14 protein-coding genes are annotated in these 16,437 nt (G+C 33.6%); 11 read left to right on the top strand and 3 right to left on the bottom strand.

The features are described from left to right. Positions 1-107: 107 nt before the first annotated feature. Positions 108-1,376: a DUF5103 domain-containing protein gene (locus Q0829_RS27090; protein WP_298549122.1), complete on the top strand. Its 1,269-nt coding sequence runs from the start codon at positions 108-110 to the stop codon at positions 1,374-1,376. A 48-nt stretch (positions 1,377-1,424) separates the two neighbouring features. Here the strand turns inward: Q0829_RS27090 and Q0829_RS27085 are convergent, their stop codons facing one another. Continuing rightward, positions 1,425-4,928: a starch-binding protein gene (locus Q0829_RS27085; RefSeq protein ID WP_298549119.1), complete on the bottom strand. Its 3,504-nt coding sequence runs from the start codon at positions 4,926-4,928 to the stop codon at positions 1,425-1,427. 384 nt (positions 4,929-5,312) lie between these two features. Here Q0829_RS27085 and Q0829_RS27080 point away from each other — a divergent pair, with 384 nt between their 5' ends. Next, complete coding sequence (locus tag Q0829_RS27080) at positions 5,313-6,371, top strand: DUF3667 domain-containing protein (protein WP_298549117.1); 1,059 nt, start codon at positions 5,313-5,315, stop codon at positions 6,369-6,371. Position 6,372: 1 nt separating this feature from the next. Further along, the gene (gene apaG / locus Q0829_RS27075; RefSeq protein ID WP_298549114.1) at positions 6,373-6,759 is read left to right on the top strand and encodes a Co2+/Mg2+ efflux protein ApaG; all 387 of its coding nucleotides are present in this window, start codon (positions 6,373-6,375) and stop codon (positions 6,757-6,759) included. On the opposite strand, the gene Q0829_RS27070 is transcribed toward apaG, so the two are convergent. After that, positions 6,734-7,744, bottom strand: a complete 1,011-nt coding sequence (locus Q0829_RS27070) for a DUF6695 family protein (RefSeq protein ID WP_298549195.1) — start codon at positions 7,742-7,744, stop codon at positions 6,734-6,736. The two genes, apaG and Q0829_RS27070, sit on opposite strands and share 26 nt — an antisense overlap. 59 nt (positions 7,745-7,803) lie before the next feature. Continuing rightward, complete coding sequence (locus Q0829_RS27065) at positions 7,804-8,520, bottom strand: NRDE family protein (RefSeq protein WP_298549111.1); 717 nt, start codon at positions 8,518-8,520, stop codon at positions 7,804-7,806. Between the two features lie 160 nt (positions 8,521-8,680). Between Q0829_RS27065 and pruA the strand changes: the two genes are divergently transcribed. The 8 genes from pruA to Q0829_RS27025 all read left to right on the top strand — a co-directional run bounded on the left by pruA (position 8,681) and on the right by Q0829_RS27025 (position 16,350). After that, positions 8,681-10,309, top strand: a complete 1,629-nt coding sequence (pruA, locus tag Q0829_RS27060) for an L-glutamate gamma-semialdehyde dehydrogenase (RefSeq protein ID WP_298549109.1) — start codon at positions 8,681-8,683, stop codon at positions 10,307-10,309. 6 nt (positions 10,310-10,315) lie between these two features. Beyond that, complete coding sequence (locus Q0829_RS27055; protein WP_298549107.1) at positions 10,316-10,738, top strand: hypothetical protein; 423 nt, start codon at positions 10,316-10,318, stop codon at positions 10,736-10,738. A 4-nt stretch (positions 10,739-10,742) separates the two neighbouring features. Further along, the gene (locus tag Q0829_RS27050; protein ID WP_298549105.1) at positions 10,743-11,213 is read left to right on the top strand and encodes a GNAT family N-acetyltransferase; all 471 of its coding nucleotides are present in this window, start codon (positions 10,743-10,745) and stop codon (positions 11,211-11,213) included. 353 nt (positions 11,214-11,566) lie between these two features. Next, entirely contained in the window at positions 11,567-12,832 is a 1,266-nt protein-coding gene (locus Q0829_RS27045; RefSeq protein ID WP_298549103.1) for an MFS transporter, read from the top strand. Between the two features lie 197 nt (positions 12,833-13,029). Next, a complete protein-coding gene (locus Q0829_RS27040; protein ID WP_298549101.1) occupies positions 13,030-13,497 on the top strand; it encodes a hypothetical protein in 468 nt (155 codons plus the stop codon). A 196-nt stretch (positions 13,498-13,693) separates the two neighbouring features. Further along, positions 13,694-14,392 (top strand): hypothetical protein, encoded by a 699-nt coding sequence (locus tag Q0829_RS27035; protein ID WP_298549099.1) that lies wholly within the window; start codon positions 13,694-13,696, stop codon positions 14,390-14,392. A 126-nt stretch (positions 14,393-14,518) separates the two neighbouring features. Beyond that, positions 14,519-15,391, top strand: a complete 873-nt coding sequence (locus tag Q0829_RS27030; RefSeq protein ID WP_298549097.1) for an AraC family transcriptional regulator — start codon at positions 14,519-14,521, stop codon at positions 15,389-15,391. Between the two features lie 74 nt (positions 15,392-15,465). Continuing rightward, positions 15,466-16,350: a nuclear transport factor 2 family protein gene (locus Q0829_RS27025; protein ID WP_298549096.1), complete on the top strand. Its 885-nt coding sequence runs from the start codon at positions 15,466-15,468 to the stop codon at positions 16,348-16,350. The last annotated feature ends 87 nt before the right edge of the window (positions 16,351-16,437 follow it).

Below are 16,437 nucleotides of genomic sequence, written 5' to 3'. Positions count from 1 at the left end.
GATTTTATTTATAACAATTCTAAATAATGAATTTTTAAGCTCTAAAACAAGATGAATCCATTCAGGCATACATTTTGTTTATCTTTACGGTGTTAACTATTGAATTAATGTCACAAAAACTTAAACAAACCCTATTAATTTTAGGATTATTTATTGGCTTTCAATCATTTATTTCGGCTCAAGAAAGGAAGGAAGAAATAAACCCACCCGATCATATCAAAACAATTCAATTATTTGGTACTGAAGAATTTTCGGGAACACCTATTATAAAACTCGGAGAACCACTTAATATTCAATTTGATGACATAAATGGTGATGAAGTAGATTACTATTATAAAATAACCCATTATAATTTTGATTGGACTCCTTCTTCGTTATACAAAAACGAGTACTTAAATGGTTTTGATGATATCCGAATTGTCAATTACGAAAATTCATTTAACACCTTACAGCTATACAGTCATTATATGTTAAGAATCCCAAATGAAGACACTAGAGGTCTAAAAGTAAGTGGGAATTATATGATTGAAATTTATGATGATGATGATGAAATTGTTTTCTCCAGAAAATTTATAGTTTATGAAAGTTTGGCGAACGTAAAAGTGTATACAAAAAGATCTAGAAACCTGAAATATATAGACACACGACAAACCGTTCAGTTTGAAATCAGCTCTCCTAGTGAAATTTTAAAAAACCCAAAGCGTAATGTAAAGACATTAGTAATACAAAATAATGACTTAAAAAATGCTATAACCAACTTAGTCCCACAATTCACTATCGCAAATAGTTTGGTATATAAATATGACACAGAATCTAGTTTCTGGGGTGGCAATGAATATCTTTTCTTTGACAATAAAGAAGTAAGATCACCTACTGCAAATATTAGAGGAATTGATCTTCAAGAGATTTATCATAATTATCTATACACCGATATCGTTAGAGGTAATAGGATATACACATATTATCCTGATATCAATGGTAGTTTTGTGGTGAGAAATTTAAGAGCTGAAAATAGCAACACAGAGGCTGATTATGCTTGGATACACTTCTCTCTTGAGTCCTATGAGCCATTGGATGGCGGCGAAATCCATATTTATGGTAATTTTAATAATTACGTAACAGATGCATCTACACGACTAACATATGACAAAGAGAATGCAATTTATACGACAAAAAGATTATTCAAACAAGGTTTCAATAATTACAAATATGTCTTAGTAAAACCAGATGGAACTATAGACCCAGGTTTCATAAGCGGTAATTTTGATGAAACCGAAAATGAATATATGGTAATTCCATATTATAGAGCTCCAGGAGCTAGATATGACAGAGCTATTGGCAAAGGAATTGGAAATTCCAGAAATATAACTAATTAAAAAAGGTGGAGTTTAATGCTCCACCTTTTTAGACTAACACCTCAGTTATTATTCTACGACTACTTTTAAAGTTTCCTGTTTTACTCCGTTAACAGAAATTACATAAAAATAAATTCCTTTACTATCTACATCATTTCTATTCAACACTACAGTTTGCGCACCAGATTCGATTTTCTGATTGTAAATTACTTTTTTCTGACCTAAAACATTTACAGCAGTAATCTCTAAAACACCAGTACTATTTGCTTGAAAATTCAACATTGACTGCCCACTAATTGGATTAGGGGATATAAATGCTTTTTGTACTTGAGCAAACAAAGGTTTAAAAGCAGGTTGTGTAGTTTCTAATTCTTCATTAGATGGTATTTGATCGCAAGAAGAAGGACAAGAATCACTCCAGAATCCTACATACTTGCCGTTATCTATATAACCAACAGTAAACCATCCTGTTCTGTTTCTTTCTAAATCTATGGTTTGCATTCCGTTACCATCATTAAATACAATCCCTACATCATCCGGAGAGACTCCATTAGGAACTACAAAAGACCATTTTCTCCAAGGAGATCCCGATATAGTATTCATATTCTGCCCTGGCCAAGCCGCTGTATTTTCTAATCTAATATTTCGCTTATTATCAAACACATAAATATTAGAAGCTCCATTCCAACTATAAGTAGGTGTTTTAAAATAAATATCTACTACCGTTGCATTTAATCCTTCACAATCATTTAGACACTCGTCGCTCCAAATACCATCCTGATACCACCCGCTTGTACTTCTTGCCAAATCATCGGTTTGATTATCATTAGCATTGAAAACGATTCTTATGTCATTAGGATTAACTCCTTCAGTTAAAGCCAGAGTATACTGATACCAGTTGGTACCAGGATATCTATTCATTTGTTGACCTGGCCATTCATTAGTTCCTAACAATGTTGAATTAGAAGCTGCACTAAAAAAGTAAGCATTCACAACATCACCCCAGGCTGCCGGTTTATAAAAACTAAAAGTAATTTCAGTTAAACCTTCTGTAGTTATCGAAGTAGTTTCGCTAGCAATCGATTGATTTCCTTTTCGATCTTTAGCCACTACTTTAAAATTATAATTTGTATTAGGAGATAATCCAGTAACTACAGTATTTATGTCAGTTACGGATTTCACAAAATCCTCATCTTCGTATATCTCATAACTTGTTACAGCAATGTTATCTGATGATGGACTCCAACTTAAAGCTACAGAAGTCTGACTAATATCTGAAACTATGAGATTGGTAGGAACTGAAGGTGCTGCATCATCTGGAGCTAACTCAATTTCTAACGGTACTTTCCATACACCTCTACCATAGGTAGCTGCTACTAAAAAATTATCTTTTAAATTAATTTCTAAATCTCTTACAGCTACATTAGGAAGATTCACTGAATAATCCTGCCAATACTGATCTCCATCCTTAAAGTACACTCCTAAATAAGTACCTAAATATATCGATTCGGTTCCTTTATGGTGTTTAACCACAAATTTTCCTTCTTCGGGAAGATTGCCGGAGATATCTATAAAATTATTTCCTTGATCACTTGAGCGAAAAACCTTTCCACTTACAGACCCAGAAGTAGAAACATAAATAATTTGATTATCATCATTATGAACTTCTATAGAAGTGATCGATGTTGGAAAAGAATAGATTTTAGACCAAGTAGCTCCTGCGTCCATACTTCTGTATAAACTTAAATCATTAGCAAGATACATAATATTCACATCAGAAGGATCCAACTCAATATGTTCTATATTATTCCCTCCAAAGTCAAATTCTGTTTGATTTTCAAAAGAATTATTTTCAAGTTTATAAAAACTCTTAAACCCTGCATATAAATTACCATTACGATCAGAAACTAACGGAGTAACCCAATTTCCACGATCTGGTCCTGATGCAAGAAAACTTCGGGTTTTACCCCTATCTTCTGTCTTATATAGATTTCTTCCGTATTGTATAAAACCAAAATATGTATCCGGATTATTTCCTTTTACTGCGCAATCCATTCCATCTGCTCCGTGATACACATTCCATTGAGAACCATCCAAAGCATACCCTCCATTGTCTTGTAAACCTCCAACCAAATAATCAACACTACTGTTTTCTGCTACCGAAATTTTATAAAACTGTCCAATCTGAAGTCCTTTGGTCAAATCAGTAAATGACCCTCCATTGTCTTGAGATTCATAAACACCTCCATCACTTCCACAAAACAATCTTCCATTATAATAACGTAAGAAATGAATATCCGCATGAGTATAAGTTACCTGAGTTGGACTACTCCAGTTATTAATCTTAGTAAAATCATCTCCTCCATTAACAGATTTCCAAACATTTAAACATCCAACAAATACTACGTTAGGATCCTGATCGGAAACCGCTAAAGCAAGATCATACCAAGATTGAGTACTTTCAAAAATATTTATTGTCTCCTGAGTTTTGGTAAAATTAGAACCTCCATCCGTAGATTTATATAACCCTTGAAATGAACGGTTAAAATCAGCACTTAACAAATACACATACTCGGGATTAGCAGGAGTTATATCAATAACCAATCTAGAAGAATTAGCTGGCAATCCATTACGAATCGCAAAAAAGCTATTTCCTCCATCTGTTGACTTATAAAAAGTATTGGAAGTTGCTGCATATACTACATTAGTATCTCCAGGTTTTATCTTAATGTCCTTAATATTACCAGATAATGTTTTCACCCAAGTTACTCCGGCATCTTCGGTTTTATAAACTCCTCTACTTGTAGCTACCCATAATTTGTTAGAATTATTAGGATCTATATAAATATCATTCCCAATTTCATATCTATCAGCAGCATCAAGACCTGTTTTATTCCAGGTTACACCTCCATCTACAGATTTCAAAACACCAATACCAAGTGCATCACTAGAATCGTCATCACCTGTAGAAATGTAGATGATATTAGAATTATTATAGTCTATTGCAATTCCGGAAACTCCAATCTGAGGTAAGTAATCTGACAATGGTTCCCAATGCTGTCCACTATCTACAGATTTCCAGATTCCTCCAGCAGGAGCACCTACATACATCACATTAGATTGATTTGGATCCACAATTGCTACATTAATTCTACCTTGTCCAGGTGACCAAGAATTAGAAGGATCGTGATCAAAAGGTCCCATTGGCGACCAAGTATTTGCCATCTTATGACCAAAAGTTTTTTTAGATTGTTTCTGCTTACAAATGTTCCAATAGAAATCAGGAGTAGGTAGCGTGCCATCCGGCATAACAGCATTCTTATAAAACTCCTGCCATCTCATAAAGGGTTTATGTCCACTTCCTTTAACAGTATCATCCTTCTCTTTCCAATAACTATTAAAAGCATTTACAACTTCATCAAATGCAAAAGCACTATTATTAGATTTTTCTTTTGATAAAATTTCAGGCATCCATGGTGCATCTACATTGTATTGAGCATTTACAGGAGTAAAATTTAAAAAAATAAACACAAGCACTAAAGCTACTTTTAAGAAAGGTATTGTTTTTTTCATTTATCTGGTTTAAAGCATTTAATAAAACATTATAGTTATACCGTAATACAACTACGTAAAAGTACATGCTAGATCTTCTAAAAACCATTACTCAAACAATCAAAAACACCACTTAAGAAACTAAAAATCAAATAATTAAAACTACCTACATCGATAAAGGTTAAATTATTTTTTTCGATAAAAAACCAATAAAATTGCCTAAAAGCATAACTAAAAGAGACCTAAAACGTTATAAATATTTTTTCCTACATCACAATTATATCGTTTGCGTTTTCTTGCTATATACTCTTAATGTTTACACACAATCCGTACGCATCATTTTTTTTTATGTTTTGTAATGAAATACCTTTACTTTAGTCCCATTACGAAAACTATCAACTAAAAATGAAAGAAAAGGGGAGATTTCTTAAAAAGTATAGGGGTAATGAATGCTTAAACTGCGGTGTTCCACTTGACATTATTGATCGTTATTGCCATAATTGCGGTCAGATTAACACCACAAAAAAGCTTTCTTTCAAAGATTTTTTTAATGAGTTTTTCGCGAGTATATTCTCATATGATTCACGACTTAGACACACAGTAGTTGGCTTACTGTTTAAACCGGGAATGATCTCTAAAGATTATATAGAAGGTAAAAGAATAAAATATGCCAACCCTTTCAGGTTTTTCTTAAGTGTTTCCATACTATTTTTTATCATTAACGGACTATTTATCGATTTTGACCAAATGGCCCTTCAATTTAATAGTGGTCAAAAACTAGCAGCAGAAGACTCAAAACGTACAAAAGCTGGCGTTATTGAAATTAATACAAGTTCATCAGATTCATCAAAAACCACTAAGAATTCATCGGAACAAATATATTTTACAGAAGCACAATTAGATACAATGAGTATGTTCACAGCAATAAACAAACGCTGGAAAACGTATAAGTCTCATTATAAAAAAACCGAAGAGGTATTACCATCAGTAGCCTTAGATAGTCTAAAACACAAACAAAATACATACACCAAATATTTATACACAAGAAGTATTAAAACAAAAAATCTAAATGACAATCCTATGGAATTGCTCATATTTGTTTTTAATAAACTCCCTTTTATCATATTTTTCTTTCTACCATTCTTTGCCTTAATAATGTGGTTACTTTATATAAGAAAACCTTTTAATTATATGGAGCACTTGGTTTTTATCTTTCATACACAAACTATGTTTTTCATACTAATCGGAATAGCGGTTTTAATTGATCAAATCACCAAAAGCGAAGTTACATCGAGTATTGCAATGCTAGTTTTCTTATTTTATTTGTATAAAGCCATGCGTAAATTTTATCAGCAAGGAAGAGCGAAAACTATTGTTAAATTTCTGTTAGTGAACGTATTATTTTTTATCTTAGCAGGAATTGGATCTGTTATAACTATTGTAGGATCAATGTTTATTTTTTAATATGGTTGAGCAAATAACCAGAGGCATAAAAATTTCGGTGGACACCACCTTCGAGGGTACGTTCTTTAAGAACTATAAGATTCATTTTGCCTTTGGATACCGAATTACCATAGAAAACCAAAGTAAAGACTCTGTGCAACTTACCTCTCGTTTTTGGGAAATCAAAGATGCATTAAGCAGTACAGAAATTGTAGAAGGCGAAGGTGTCATTGGCAAAAAACCAGTATTAAAACCAGGAGAATCCCATACTTATAATAGTGGATGTCTCTTAAGTTCACCGTTTGGCGCCATGAAAGGCCACTATAACATGGTGAATTTCACATCCACTCGAAAATTCAAAGTAATTATCCCTAGTTTTAAGCTTAGTTCTCCTTTTGCTTTGAATTAAGTTGCTTTACAAGATCAAATCGTATTATCTTACCTTCTTGTTCTATATGGCAGTATTTACAGTGCGAATCATACACAAACTTATATTTTTTAGTATGAAAAAAAGTTGATTTTGCTTCAAAAAGACCTCTAAAATCCTCATACCCATATTCTGTATATCTTCTAATTTCAAATAAAGATACTGACGAAGATTCTTTTAAAATAAAATACGCACTACTCCCTGTTCCTGACAAAAAATGAGCTTCTTTTAAGAAATCAGGTAGTTTAATATTCTTTTTCTCGTCTAATTTCGGTGCTCTTTTATCAAAATAATTAGTAAGATTCTCTTTAAAAACAGAATTCGGGTACTCTATCAAAATTCCATTTTCTACTTGATATATCTTATTCTCCATAGATCCTTTTTCTACATTACCCAAAGGACTTGGAGTAAATAATTTATTACGTAATAACGGTGTTCTTATTCTGGATTTATCAGTACTGCTTAGAATTGTATCCGTAACTATTCTAGAACAATTACTTCCTTCTTTTCTAAAAGTAGAATACGGGATACTTCCTTTGTTTTGAGTCTCCAGAACATACTCTTTTGCTTTATCGTAGTCGATATAATCACAAACTGATGCTACTAGACGACCACTACCATGAGTCTTCTCGGGATTTGCTTCTAGCCATAAAAGAAACTCTTCAATATTAGATAATTTACCATCAGTTGTAAAAGCGGCTTTAAAGGGTATTTCTAATTCCACATCAGTTACTGCACTTCTCACCCTTCCTTTGCCAGGAGGAGTTATGTATCTTCCAAAATCATAATATTCTGCAAGACCTGTTTTATTCTCTATAAGGACAAAAGCTGCATGGCCAGCTTTAATAATTCCGTTTTTTCCTAAACCAAAAAACTGCAGTAAACCAGTTGATTTTTTTTCTTCGTCAGAAAAGCGAACAAAAGTATCTGGAAAAGCAAGGGATATTATTTTGCCCGTGTAATTCATCACACGTTTAAAATTTTAATTATACTTATTTTCAAAATGTAACTTAGTATCTGTTTCGACTAAGCTGTTATTGCCTCAAAAGTAACGACATTTACTTCCTTATTCTGAAGATCTTCATAACGCATTGCAAGCTCTTCTTCATTTTTAACAATCTGAGTAATACTTCTTGTTTTCAAAAAACCTCTATCAATTTGCAGATCTACATCCTTATCTCCAATTCCTGCATTCTTATGAAAATCCAACAATGTATCGGCACCTAATATATTCTCATCTTCGAATACACCAAACCAACCTTCTCTCGTTTTCTTCATTTCATTAGTATAGAGAGTAGAAGAAGACCAAATATGAGTTTCTTTTTCTAAAACTTTAAAATGTTTTTGTTTTCCATCCCAAACCAACTCAAAAAACTCAAGATCCGATTGCCAATTAGCCGCAACTATTGTAAAAGGCTCAATTCCTTTACAATCATACTCTAAAATAGCTTTTTGTAAATTGTTTGCTCCTAAAAGATCTTTTACTACCACTCCCCTACTTTGTCTATAAGAAACGAGTCTTTCATGAATTTCGAAACCTCCGTTAAGAAGACAAATCATCGTATTTTTATCACTTATTCCTATCCAGGTTCCTCCAGCCACAGCATCTTTTGGGAATAGCATTCTGGTTTTATCAACTTGATAAAATTCAGGCACTAATGTTTTCCGGTCTATGGCCTCATCACGATTAGAGGTTAATATAAAACCATTTTCTTGGGTGGGGATCAACGTTACTGTACACATAGATTTTTGGGTCGGATAAATTTCGCACAACTTACGAAAAAAAATACATACCGCAGATGTTTATAAAAGGTTAAAATCAATATTACCCTACATAATTTCCTATCTTTGCCGCTTGAAGTATACTAACACATCTTACAAATCAAACTAAATACACAAGATCATGGGAAAAGGTTTTTTTCAAGTTCCAACAGCGATAAATGAGCCTGTAAAATCATATGCTCCAGGAACTCCCGAAAGAGAAGAAGTTTTGGCAACATACAAATCAATGTACAATTCATCTGTTGATGTTCCGCTATATATAAATGGAGAAGAAATCAGAACTGGCGACACAGGAACAATGTCACCGCCGCACGATCACAAACATCTATTAGGAACATATCACAAAGCCGAAAAGCAACATGTACAAACAGCTATCGATACAGCTATCGAAGCTCGTAAAAAATGGGCAGATTTAGCTTGGGAACAACGTGCTGCTATTTTCTTAAGAGCTGCAGAATTAATTGCTGGACCTTATAGAGCTAAAATTAATGCGGCAACTATGCTTGCCCAATCTAAAAATATTTTCCAGGCTGAAATTGATGCTGCTTGTGAGTTTATAGATTTCCTACGTTTTAATGTAGAATTTATGACTCAGATCTATGAAGATCAACCAGATTCTACTTCTGGAGCTTGGAACAGATTAGAATATAGACCTCTAGAGGGTTTTGTTTATGCAATCACTCCATTTAATTTTACCGCAATTGCTGGAAATTTACCTGCAAGTGCTGCTTTGATGGGAAATACAGTAGTTTGGAAACCTAGTGATAGCCAAATCTATTCAGCAAAAGTAATCGTAGACATTTTTAAAGAAGCTGGTGTACCTGACGGAGTTATCAATGTAGTATATGGAGATCCTGTAATGATTACGGATACAGTATTGGCAAGTCCAGATTTTGCAGGGATTCACTTTACTGGTAGTACTCATGTATTTAAAGACATATGGGCTAAAATCGGAACTAACATTCATAACTATAAAACCTACCCAAGAATCGTAGGAGAAACAGGTGGAAAAGATTTTATCGTTGCGCACCCTAGTGCAAATGCTAAACAAGTGGCTACAGGAATTTCTCGTGGAGCATTCGAATTCCAAGGACAAAAATGTAGTGCAGCATCCAGAGCATATATTCCTAAAAGTTTATGGGCTGATGTTGAGAAATTCTTAAAAGCAGATATCAAATCCTTTAAAATGGGATCACCAGAAGATATGAGTAATTTTATTACTGCTGTAATCCACGAAGGTTCTTTTGACAAGCTAGCCAAATATATTGACCAAGCAAAAGAAGATAATGGAGCAACAATCATTGCTGGTGGTGGTTATGATAAATCCAAAGGATATTTCATCGAACCAACAGTTATTCTAGCAGAAGATCCTAAATACACAACCATGTGTACGGAGCTTTTTGGACCGGTTATTACGATCTACGTATATGATGATAACAAATGGGAAGAAACATTAGCTTTAGTTGATGGCACTAGTGAATATGCATTAACAGGAGCTATTTTCTCTACGGACAGATATGCTGCCGCAGAAGCTACCAAAGCTTTAGAAAATGCCGCTGGTAATTTCTATATTAATGATAAACCAACTGGTGCAGTTGTAGGACAACAACCATTTGGTGGAGCTAGAGCATCAGGAACGAATGATAAAGCCGGATCATACCTTAATTTATTACGTTGGGTATCTCCAAGAACCATCAAAGAAACTTTTGTTACACCTGCTGATTATAGATATCCTTTCTTAGGAGAATAATTTCTGGTGAACTACATAATCCATAAACCGTATATCATTTTTTGGAGTTTGATTCCAATCTTATGGATATACGGTTTTTCTTTTGATGATGAGACGTTGGATGTCAATATTCATGATACGTATTTCGTCATTTCCATAATTCATTTTTTAAATTTTCTTTGTTTTTTATTCTTTGGAATGGGGTTAACTTATTATGCTATTCACAAACTGAATAAAAAAAGAAGACTTCTATTAACACACATCCACGTAATTGGAACTCTTGGTGGAATTCTTGTTATTACTCTACTCCCTCTTCTCTTTACTTCTGAATCCGATTGGGAAACCAAAGAAACATTATTCCTTGTTCAGCTAATACTTTTCCTAATTATACTCATCGTGCAACCGATACTTTTCTTACATTTAGTACTTAGTATTTTTAAAAAGAATTAGAGAAATGATCGTACGTGCTGCAACAATTGAAGATCTGCCTATACTACTCGATTTTGAACAAGGAATCGTACAAGCAGAAAGACCTATGGATCCTACCCTAAAAACCGATGAAAAAATCAACTATTATGATCTTGGCGACTACATAAAGGCTGATCACACGGAAGTCGTAGTTGTAGAGGTTGAAGGAGAAATTGTGGGGAGTGGTTATGGTCAGATCAGAGATCGAAAAGAATTCTTCAAACAAAGTCAAATGGGATATATTGGTTTTATGTATGTAAAAGAAGCTTTTAGAGGACAAGGAATTAGCCAACAAATCATTCAGTATATATCAGATTGGTTTGCAGTGAAGGGTATTGACGAAATTCAGTTGGATGTTTATGACCAAAATCCAAGAGCTATTAGAGCTTATGAAAAAGCAGGGTTTGAAAAATACCTGGTTCGTATGCGAATGAATGTAGAAGATCAGAATTTATAACTGGTAGAAAACGTCCAACTCCCTACCCTCTATTTCCTTACTTTTATGTTAGAATTCCCGAAGATTGAAGCCTACGTTGAACTAGATTCAGTCATGAGGGTTTTATTCTGAAATCCCCTCATCCTAACCTTCTCCCCAAAGGAGAAGGAACTCCTGGAGATCCTAAATGTCAAACCACACCTTTTTCTATCAAAACCTAATGCTCTGCAGTCACACTAAACCTATGGAAGTGCTACCTAGGCATAGATGGTTTATTTTTTATCCTCAAAAATTCTCTTTGTATCTCAAAACCAATTACAAACACTATCTTTAAGCAAATATCAATATATATAAAAGCACACCTTTAAAACTCTATGAACCAAAAAAAAGCTCCCTGGTACTTTCTTTTACTACTTATTTTGGCTGGAGAATCTGTATTTATTCTTCCCTTTGTACTTGCACGGGTCTTTAGACCTACAGTACTAGAGGCATTTGGACTAGACAACCTACAGTTAGGGCTTTGCTTTTCTGTATACGGTATAGTTGCTTTACTATCGTATCTTTTTGGAGGTCCGATTGCCGATAAATTTCCTCCTAGAAAACTAATAGCAGTGGCACTATGGATGACAGCTCTTGGAGGATTGGTCTATGCTACATTTCCTGGATATGCTACACTTAAAATATTATATGGATATTGGGGATTTACAACTATTTTTTTATTCTGGGCACCTATGATTAAAGCAACCAGAGTTTGGGGCGGATCGACATCACAGGGAAAAGCATTTGGATTTCTAGATGGTGGTCGTGGATTAGTGGGAGCACTATTTGGCGCAATGGGCGTGTTTATTTTTTCATTATTCATTAGTTCTGAAATTTCGGAAGCTACAGTATTAGAAAGCAGAGCTGCTTTTAAACAAGTTATATTGGTATCTTCTGGTATTGTAAGTCTGGTCGGTATTCTTGTGTGGTTCTTTATGAAATTAGATCAAAAAACAGAGCAAGAGATCATCTTGGAAAAAATCACAATCTCACAAATTACGGCTGTCCTTCGATTACCCTCTGTATGGTTACTAATGATCATTATTCTTTGTGCATACGTAGGCTACAAAATTACGGATGTATTTTCACTCTATGCAAAAGATGTAATGTTATACGACCAGGTGAAATCTGCGCAAGTAGGCACTTTTCTATTATTTATCCGTCCGATAATTGGCGTCTTGATCGGAGTATTAGCTGATCGTACACGAACTACCTTCTGGTTGGTAGTTAGTTTTGTAATATCATTCTTTGGAGCATTATTATTTGCGATGGGTATAATCACAACATCGGCAACCACATTATTCTTTATTTCCATATTAGTAGTAGCAACGGGAGTGTATGCAGCACGTTCTCTGTACTTTGCTGTGATGCAACGTGGTCAAATTCCATTGGTATTAACCGGAACTGCTGTTGGACTCATTTCTTTAATCGGGTATACCCCCGATATCTTTGCCGGCCCTGCGATGGGATATCTTTTAGACAACTCACCAGGAATACAAGGACACCAGCATGTATTCTGGATGTTGGCTTTGTTTTCTTGTATTGGTGGTATTGCCGCCTGGTATTACTATCGATTATATAACAAGAAAAAGCAAGTTTGATTTCTTAATAAACTACACATTCTCACTTTCCTATTTTTAATTACAGGGAAATTTACGTTTCTTTATGAAATTATAACTTACGCTATATTTACCGTTTACAAACGTTTATAAATAGTTACAAACGGCTACAGTCAAAAATTATAATAGAAATATATGTACCAGTACGTATATAAACATGTTGTAGCCAATTAAACTGAATGCGAAAAACAGTCGAATTTATAGAAGATAGAATTAAATGGAGAGCTTCTCAACATAATCTACCGAATAAAACTGCATTTTTATTTGAGAACTTGACTGACGAATTCAAAATGAAATACTTAAATCATTTTGACGAAAAAGATAGTGGGAAAATAATCTTACTATTTACGGATTCGAAGAATAATTGGACAGCATTGGGAACAAAAAGAATTATTGGGTATGATGGAACAAAACTCAACTCTGTAAAATTAGATGCAATTGAAGATGTGGATTCTAAAAATCGGAAAGAATATTTCGAAAAAGCAGAAGCTGGTGAAACTAAACTCAAAAAAATTAAAAAACGCAACGAACGCGAATTGTTAGTTACTGAATTTGACGGAAAAGAAACGATTTTTATTACGAAAAAAGGAAGTGACTTATTCTCTCTCTGGAATATTATGATTATGATAACAATATTAAATAAATAAACTGGCCACAACAACATATATGTGATCATAGCAGCTAAGTAATGAATCGAAAGGTTCTTGTATTTTTGGTAAGACGCAATGCTTGCAAAAAGTAAAAGTTAGCAACCAATGCGCAGAAAAAATCGAAAAGCAAGGTAACATTTTGCTCTGCTACGACACATATATTAAACGTTGTGGTTAATTGAGAAAACAAATAATGAATAAGTATTTCTATATAATTTCTGAACATCCAACTAAAAAATTAGATGAACAATTAGAAAGTATATTCATTCATATCGAAAAAACTGAAAAGAGAAATATTAGAGACTCTCTTATTGGAATTGAAAGTGATAATCAAATATCATTTGAAATTGCAATTTGTTCTGATTTTGATGTAGCCGAAACAATATACCAACAACTCATAAAACCGATTGGAATTAATGAAAAGAATTCAAATTATTGGTTCTATAGTATTTTAAATAAAAGAGGGCTTCTTGATTTCATATCATTAAGGAAATATCAATTATTTAGCTTAAAAGAATTTAAGAATTATGAAAAGAAGTTAATCAATTTAAATCAATACGATTTTGAGTATCAATATAAACAAGTGAATGGCGTTATATTGAAAGGAAAAAAATCATCATTTGAAAACGCTTTTGTTTTTTGGCTAAATGCTGTTTCTAAAGTTCAAGTTGATGACTGTGATTTTAGTACTGATTTGGATGGTGGAACCTACAACCCTATTAATCTTGAAAACTTGAAAATGAAGATGAAAGAATCTTGTGGAAATCTTTCAGACTATATAGATTTTGACAGATTTGTATCTGCTATTGAAGTAAATAATAACTCGAAAGATGGGTGCTTTTTTGTCGAACTAAAAAATGAATATTTGTTAATGGACATTTTTTGCCCTTAAGAAAAACTAACTACAACAATTCGTATATTGCATATGCCACCTTCGGCAGGCAAACGCAACATACAAGAAACGTTATGCCACATAAGATGAATGACTGATAAAAACAATATTCTTAATTTTAAACAAATGAATGATTTGTACAGGCATATCAATGTGCCAGTGCAAACTTCAAATTCTAGTCTTCACATCTACAGGTTTTCTGACTTTACTAAGGACTCAATCGAATCTATTCAACCACACACGAAAGATTTTCATCAAGTATCGTTCATACTAGGATTTGGAAACTCTGAATTAAACATAAATGACCAGAAAGTAAACGACCTGAATAGTGTACTATACTTTATTTCACCAAATCATATATACTCATGGGTAAGGGATCAAAAAATTGACGGCTACATTTTAAACTTTAAACAAGGCTTTCTCCCGATAAAACCTGAAGACTTTCAAGGTCAGTTTTCGTTCTTTCGACTTGATAAGCTAAACGCCATCCCAATCGAGCCAGAAGAAAAACAACGGGTGATTGATATTTTCGAAGAATTTTATTCAGAATATCATCAACCGAGAAATTCATTTTCAGAAGAAATTCTAAGGCATTATTTACAGGTAGTACTTTACAAATGCCTTGACTTGTATAAGAAAAGAGTGAGAACAGTCGATGAATTACCCAAAAATCAAGGACTGTTTGTGAAATATCAGAATCTAATCAACAACTATTATCTGTCGAAAAGGAGTATCAAAGAGTATGCAGCTTTACTAAACGTAACACCAAATCACTTGAGCGATGCCATCAAATCTTCTACAGGAAAAAATGCTTTATACTATATCAACCAAAGACTTCTTTTAGAGGCAAAGAATCTTTTAAAATATGGCAATGAAGATATTAAGCAAATTGCTTATACCTTAAACTTTGCTTCACCTTCGCATTTTGGTAAATTTTTCAAAAAAAATACGCTAAAAACACCCGCTAATTACCGGAAAGAACACCAATCCGAGAAATAGAACATTGCTTCCTTCTTTTGTTATATCCAGGCTGGATTTACTGGAATACTTTTACATCAACAAAATTAAACATGATGAAAAAAAGTATAATACTATTCGTAACACTAATAACATTTACAGTGATGAAAGCACAAGAAACATTAAAATTTAAAGTAATTGGAGGATATCAATTCGCAGAAGGTTATTCTATTCAAAACAAAGAACCATTTATTTTAGCTCAAGCAGGCCAACTAACAGGTTCTTGGCATTGGGAATTCGAAAGGGGAAAAAAAGGTAACACTCACATTAATGGAGCAACAGCAAACCGAGTTATGTTCAATGGAAAACACGAACTATTTGGAACAATGAAAATTAGCATGTTTGAGTTAGAAGGTTCTGCGGTTGAAACCGATTTATTATTCTTATCCTATACATCTCAAAAATTCGAAGTTGAAGGAAGTCAGGTCACTATAAAAGTATCAGGTGAATTTACTGGAGGAACTGGAAAATATCAAGATGCAAGAGGTTGGCTAACAGTAACTTCAATTAATGGTTTTTTTGAAGATGGGAAAGGGGAAATAATTCTAGGAGAGATTCCAGAAATAAATGAGCAACAAGTATTAAAGTGGACCAATGACTATTTCAAAGCAACCCAAAGTGGAGATGCCACGACTTGGGCGAACTCATTTGCTGACAATGCATATATTAACGACCCATATGGTAGCCCAACACCCAATAGCAGAGAAGAAATTATTGAGATTGGTGAAAACTTTATGTCCGCATTCAAATCAGCTGGACTTTATCCCGACTACATTTACGTTAATGGACTAATTGCTACCTCTAAATGGACAGGTAAAGGAATTACCAATGATGGAAAAGAAGCTACTTTTGAGGGAATAAATGTCACTACCTATGACGAAAAAGGCAAGATTGTAAGTCATATTGGGTATTGGAATCCTGAAAAAATGAAAATTAAATAATTACGTTGCATAACAAAGAACTGAGGTAAAAAACAAATAAATTCTTCCTTAATCTGAGGCATTATTTTTCTAGGCTCATAGATTCAA

This window comes from uncultured Aquimarina sp. (assembly GCF_947492405.1).
Taxonomy (GTDB): domain Bacteria; phylum Bacteroidota; class Bacteroidia; order Flavobacteriales; family Flavobacteriaceae; genus Aquimarina.
Note: the sequence above shows the minus strand (reverse complement) of the source record. Positions and strands in the feature narration are given on the sequence as shown.

Coding starts and splice junctions, on each gene's coding strand:
- Q0829_RS27025 (WP_298549096.1), top strand. CDS start 15,466: ATGAAAAAAAGTATAATACTATTCGTAACACTAATAACATTTACAGTG.
- Q0829_RS27030 (WP_298549097.1), top strand. CDS start 14,519: ATGAATGATTTGTACAGGCATATCAATGTGCCAGTGCAAACTTCAAAT.
- Q0829_RS27035 (WP_298549099.1), top strand. CDS start 13,694: ATGAATAAGTATTTCTATATAATTTCTGAACATCCAACTAAAAAATTA.
- Q0829_RS27090 (WP_298549122.1), top strand. CDS start 108: ATGTCACAAAAACTTAAACAAACCCTATTAATTTTAGGATTATTTATT.
- Q0829_RS27045 (WP_298549103.1), top strand. CDS start 11,567: ATGAACCAAAAAAAAGCTCCCTGGTACTTTCTTTTACTACTTATTTTG.
- Q0829_RS27065 (WP_298549111.1), bottom strand. CDS start 8,520: ATGTGTACAGTAACGTTGATCCCCACCCAAGAAAATGGTTTTATATTA.
- Q0829_RS27040 (WP_298549101.1), top strand. CDS start 13,030: ATGCGAAAAACAGTCGAATTTATAGAAGATAGAATTAAATGGAGAGCT.
- Q0829_RS27080 (WP_298549117.1), top strand. CDS start 5,313: ATGAAAGAAAAGGGGAGATTTCTTAAAAAGTATAGGGGTAATGAATGC.
- pruA (WP_298549109.1), top strand. CDS start 8,681: ATGGGAAAAGGTTTTTTTCAAGTTCCAACAGCGATAAATGAGCCTGTA.
- Q0829_RS27070 (WP_298549195.1), bottom strand. CDS start 7,744: ATGAATTACACGGGCAAAATAATATCCCTTGCTTTTCCAGATACTTTT.
- apaG (WP_298549114.1), top strand. CDS start 6,373: ATGGTTGAGCAAATAACCAGAGGCATAAAAATTTCGGTGGACACCACC.
- Q0829_RS27050 (WP_298549105.1), top strand. CDS start 10,743: ATGATCGTACGTGCTGCAACAATTGAAGATCTGCCTATACTACTCGAT.
- Q0829_RS27085 (WP_298549119.1), bottom strand. CDS start 4,928: ATGAAAAAAACAATACCTTTCTTAAAAGTAGCTTTAGTGCTTGTGTTT.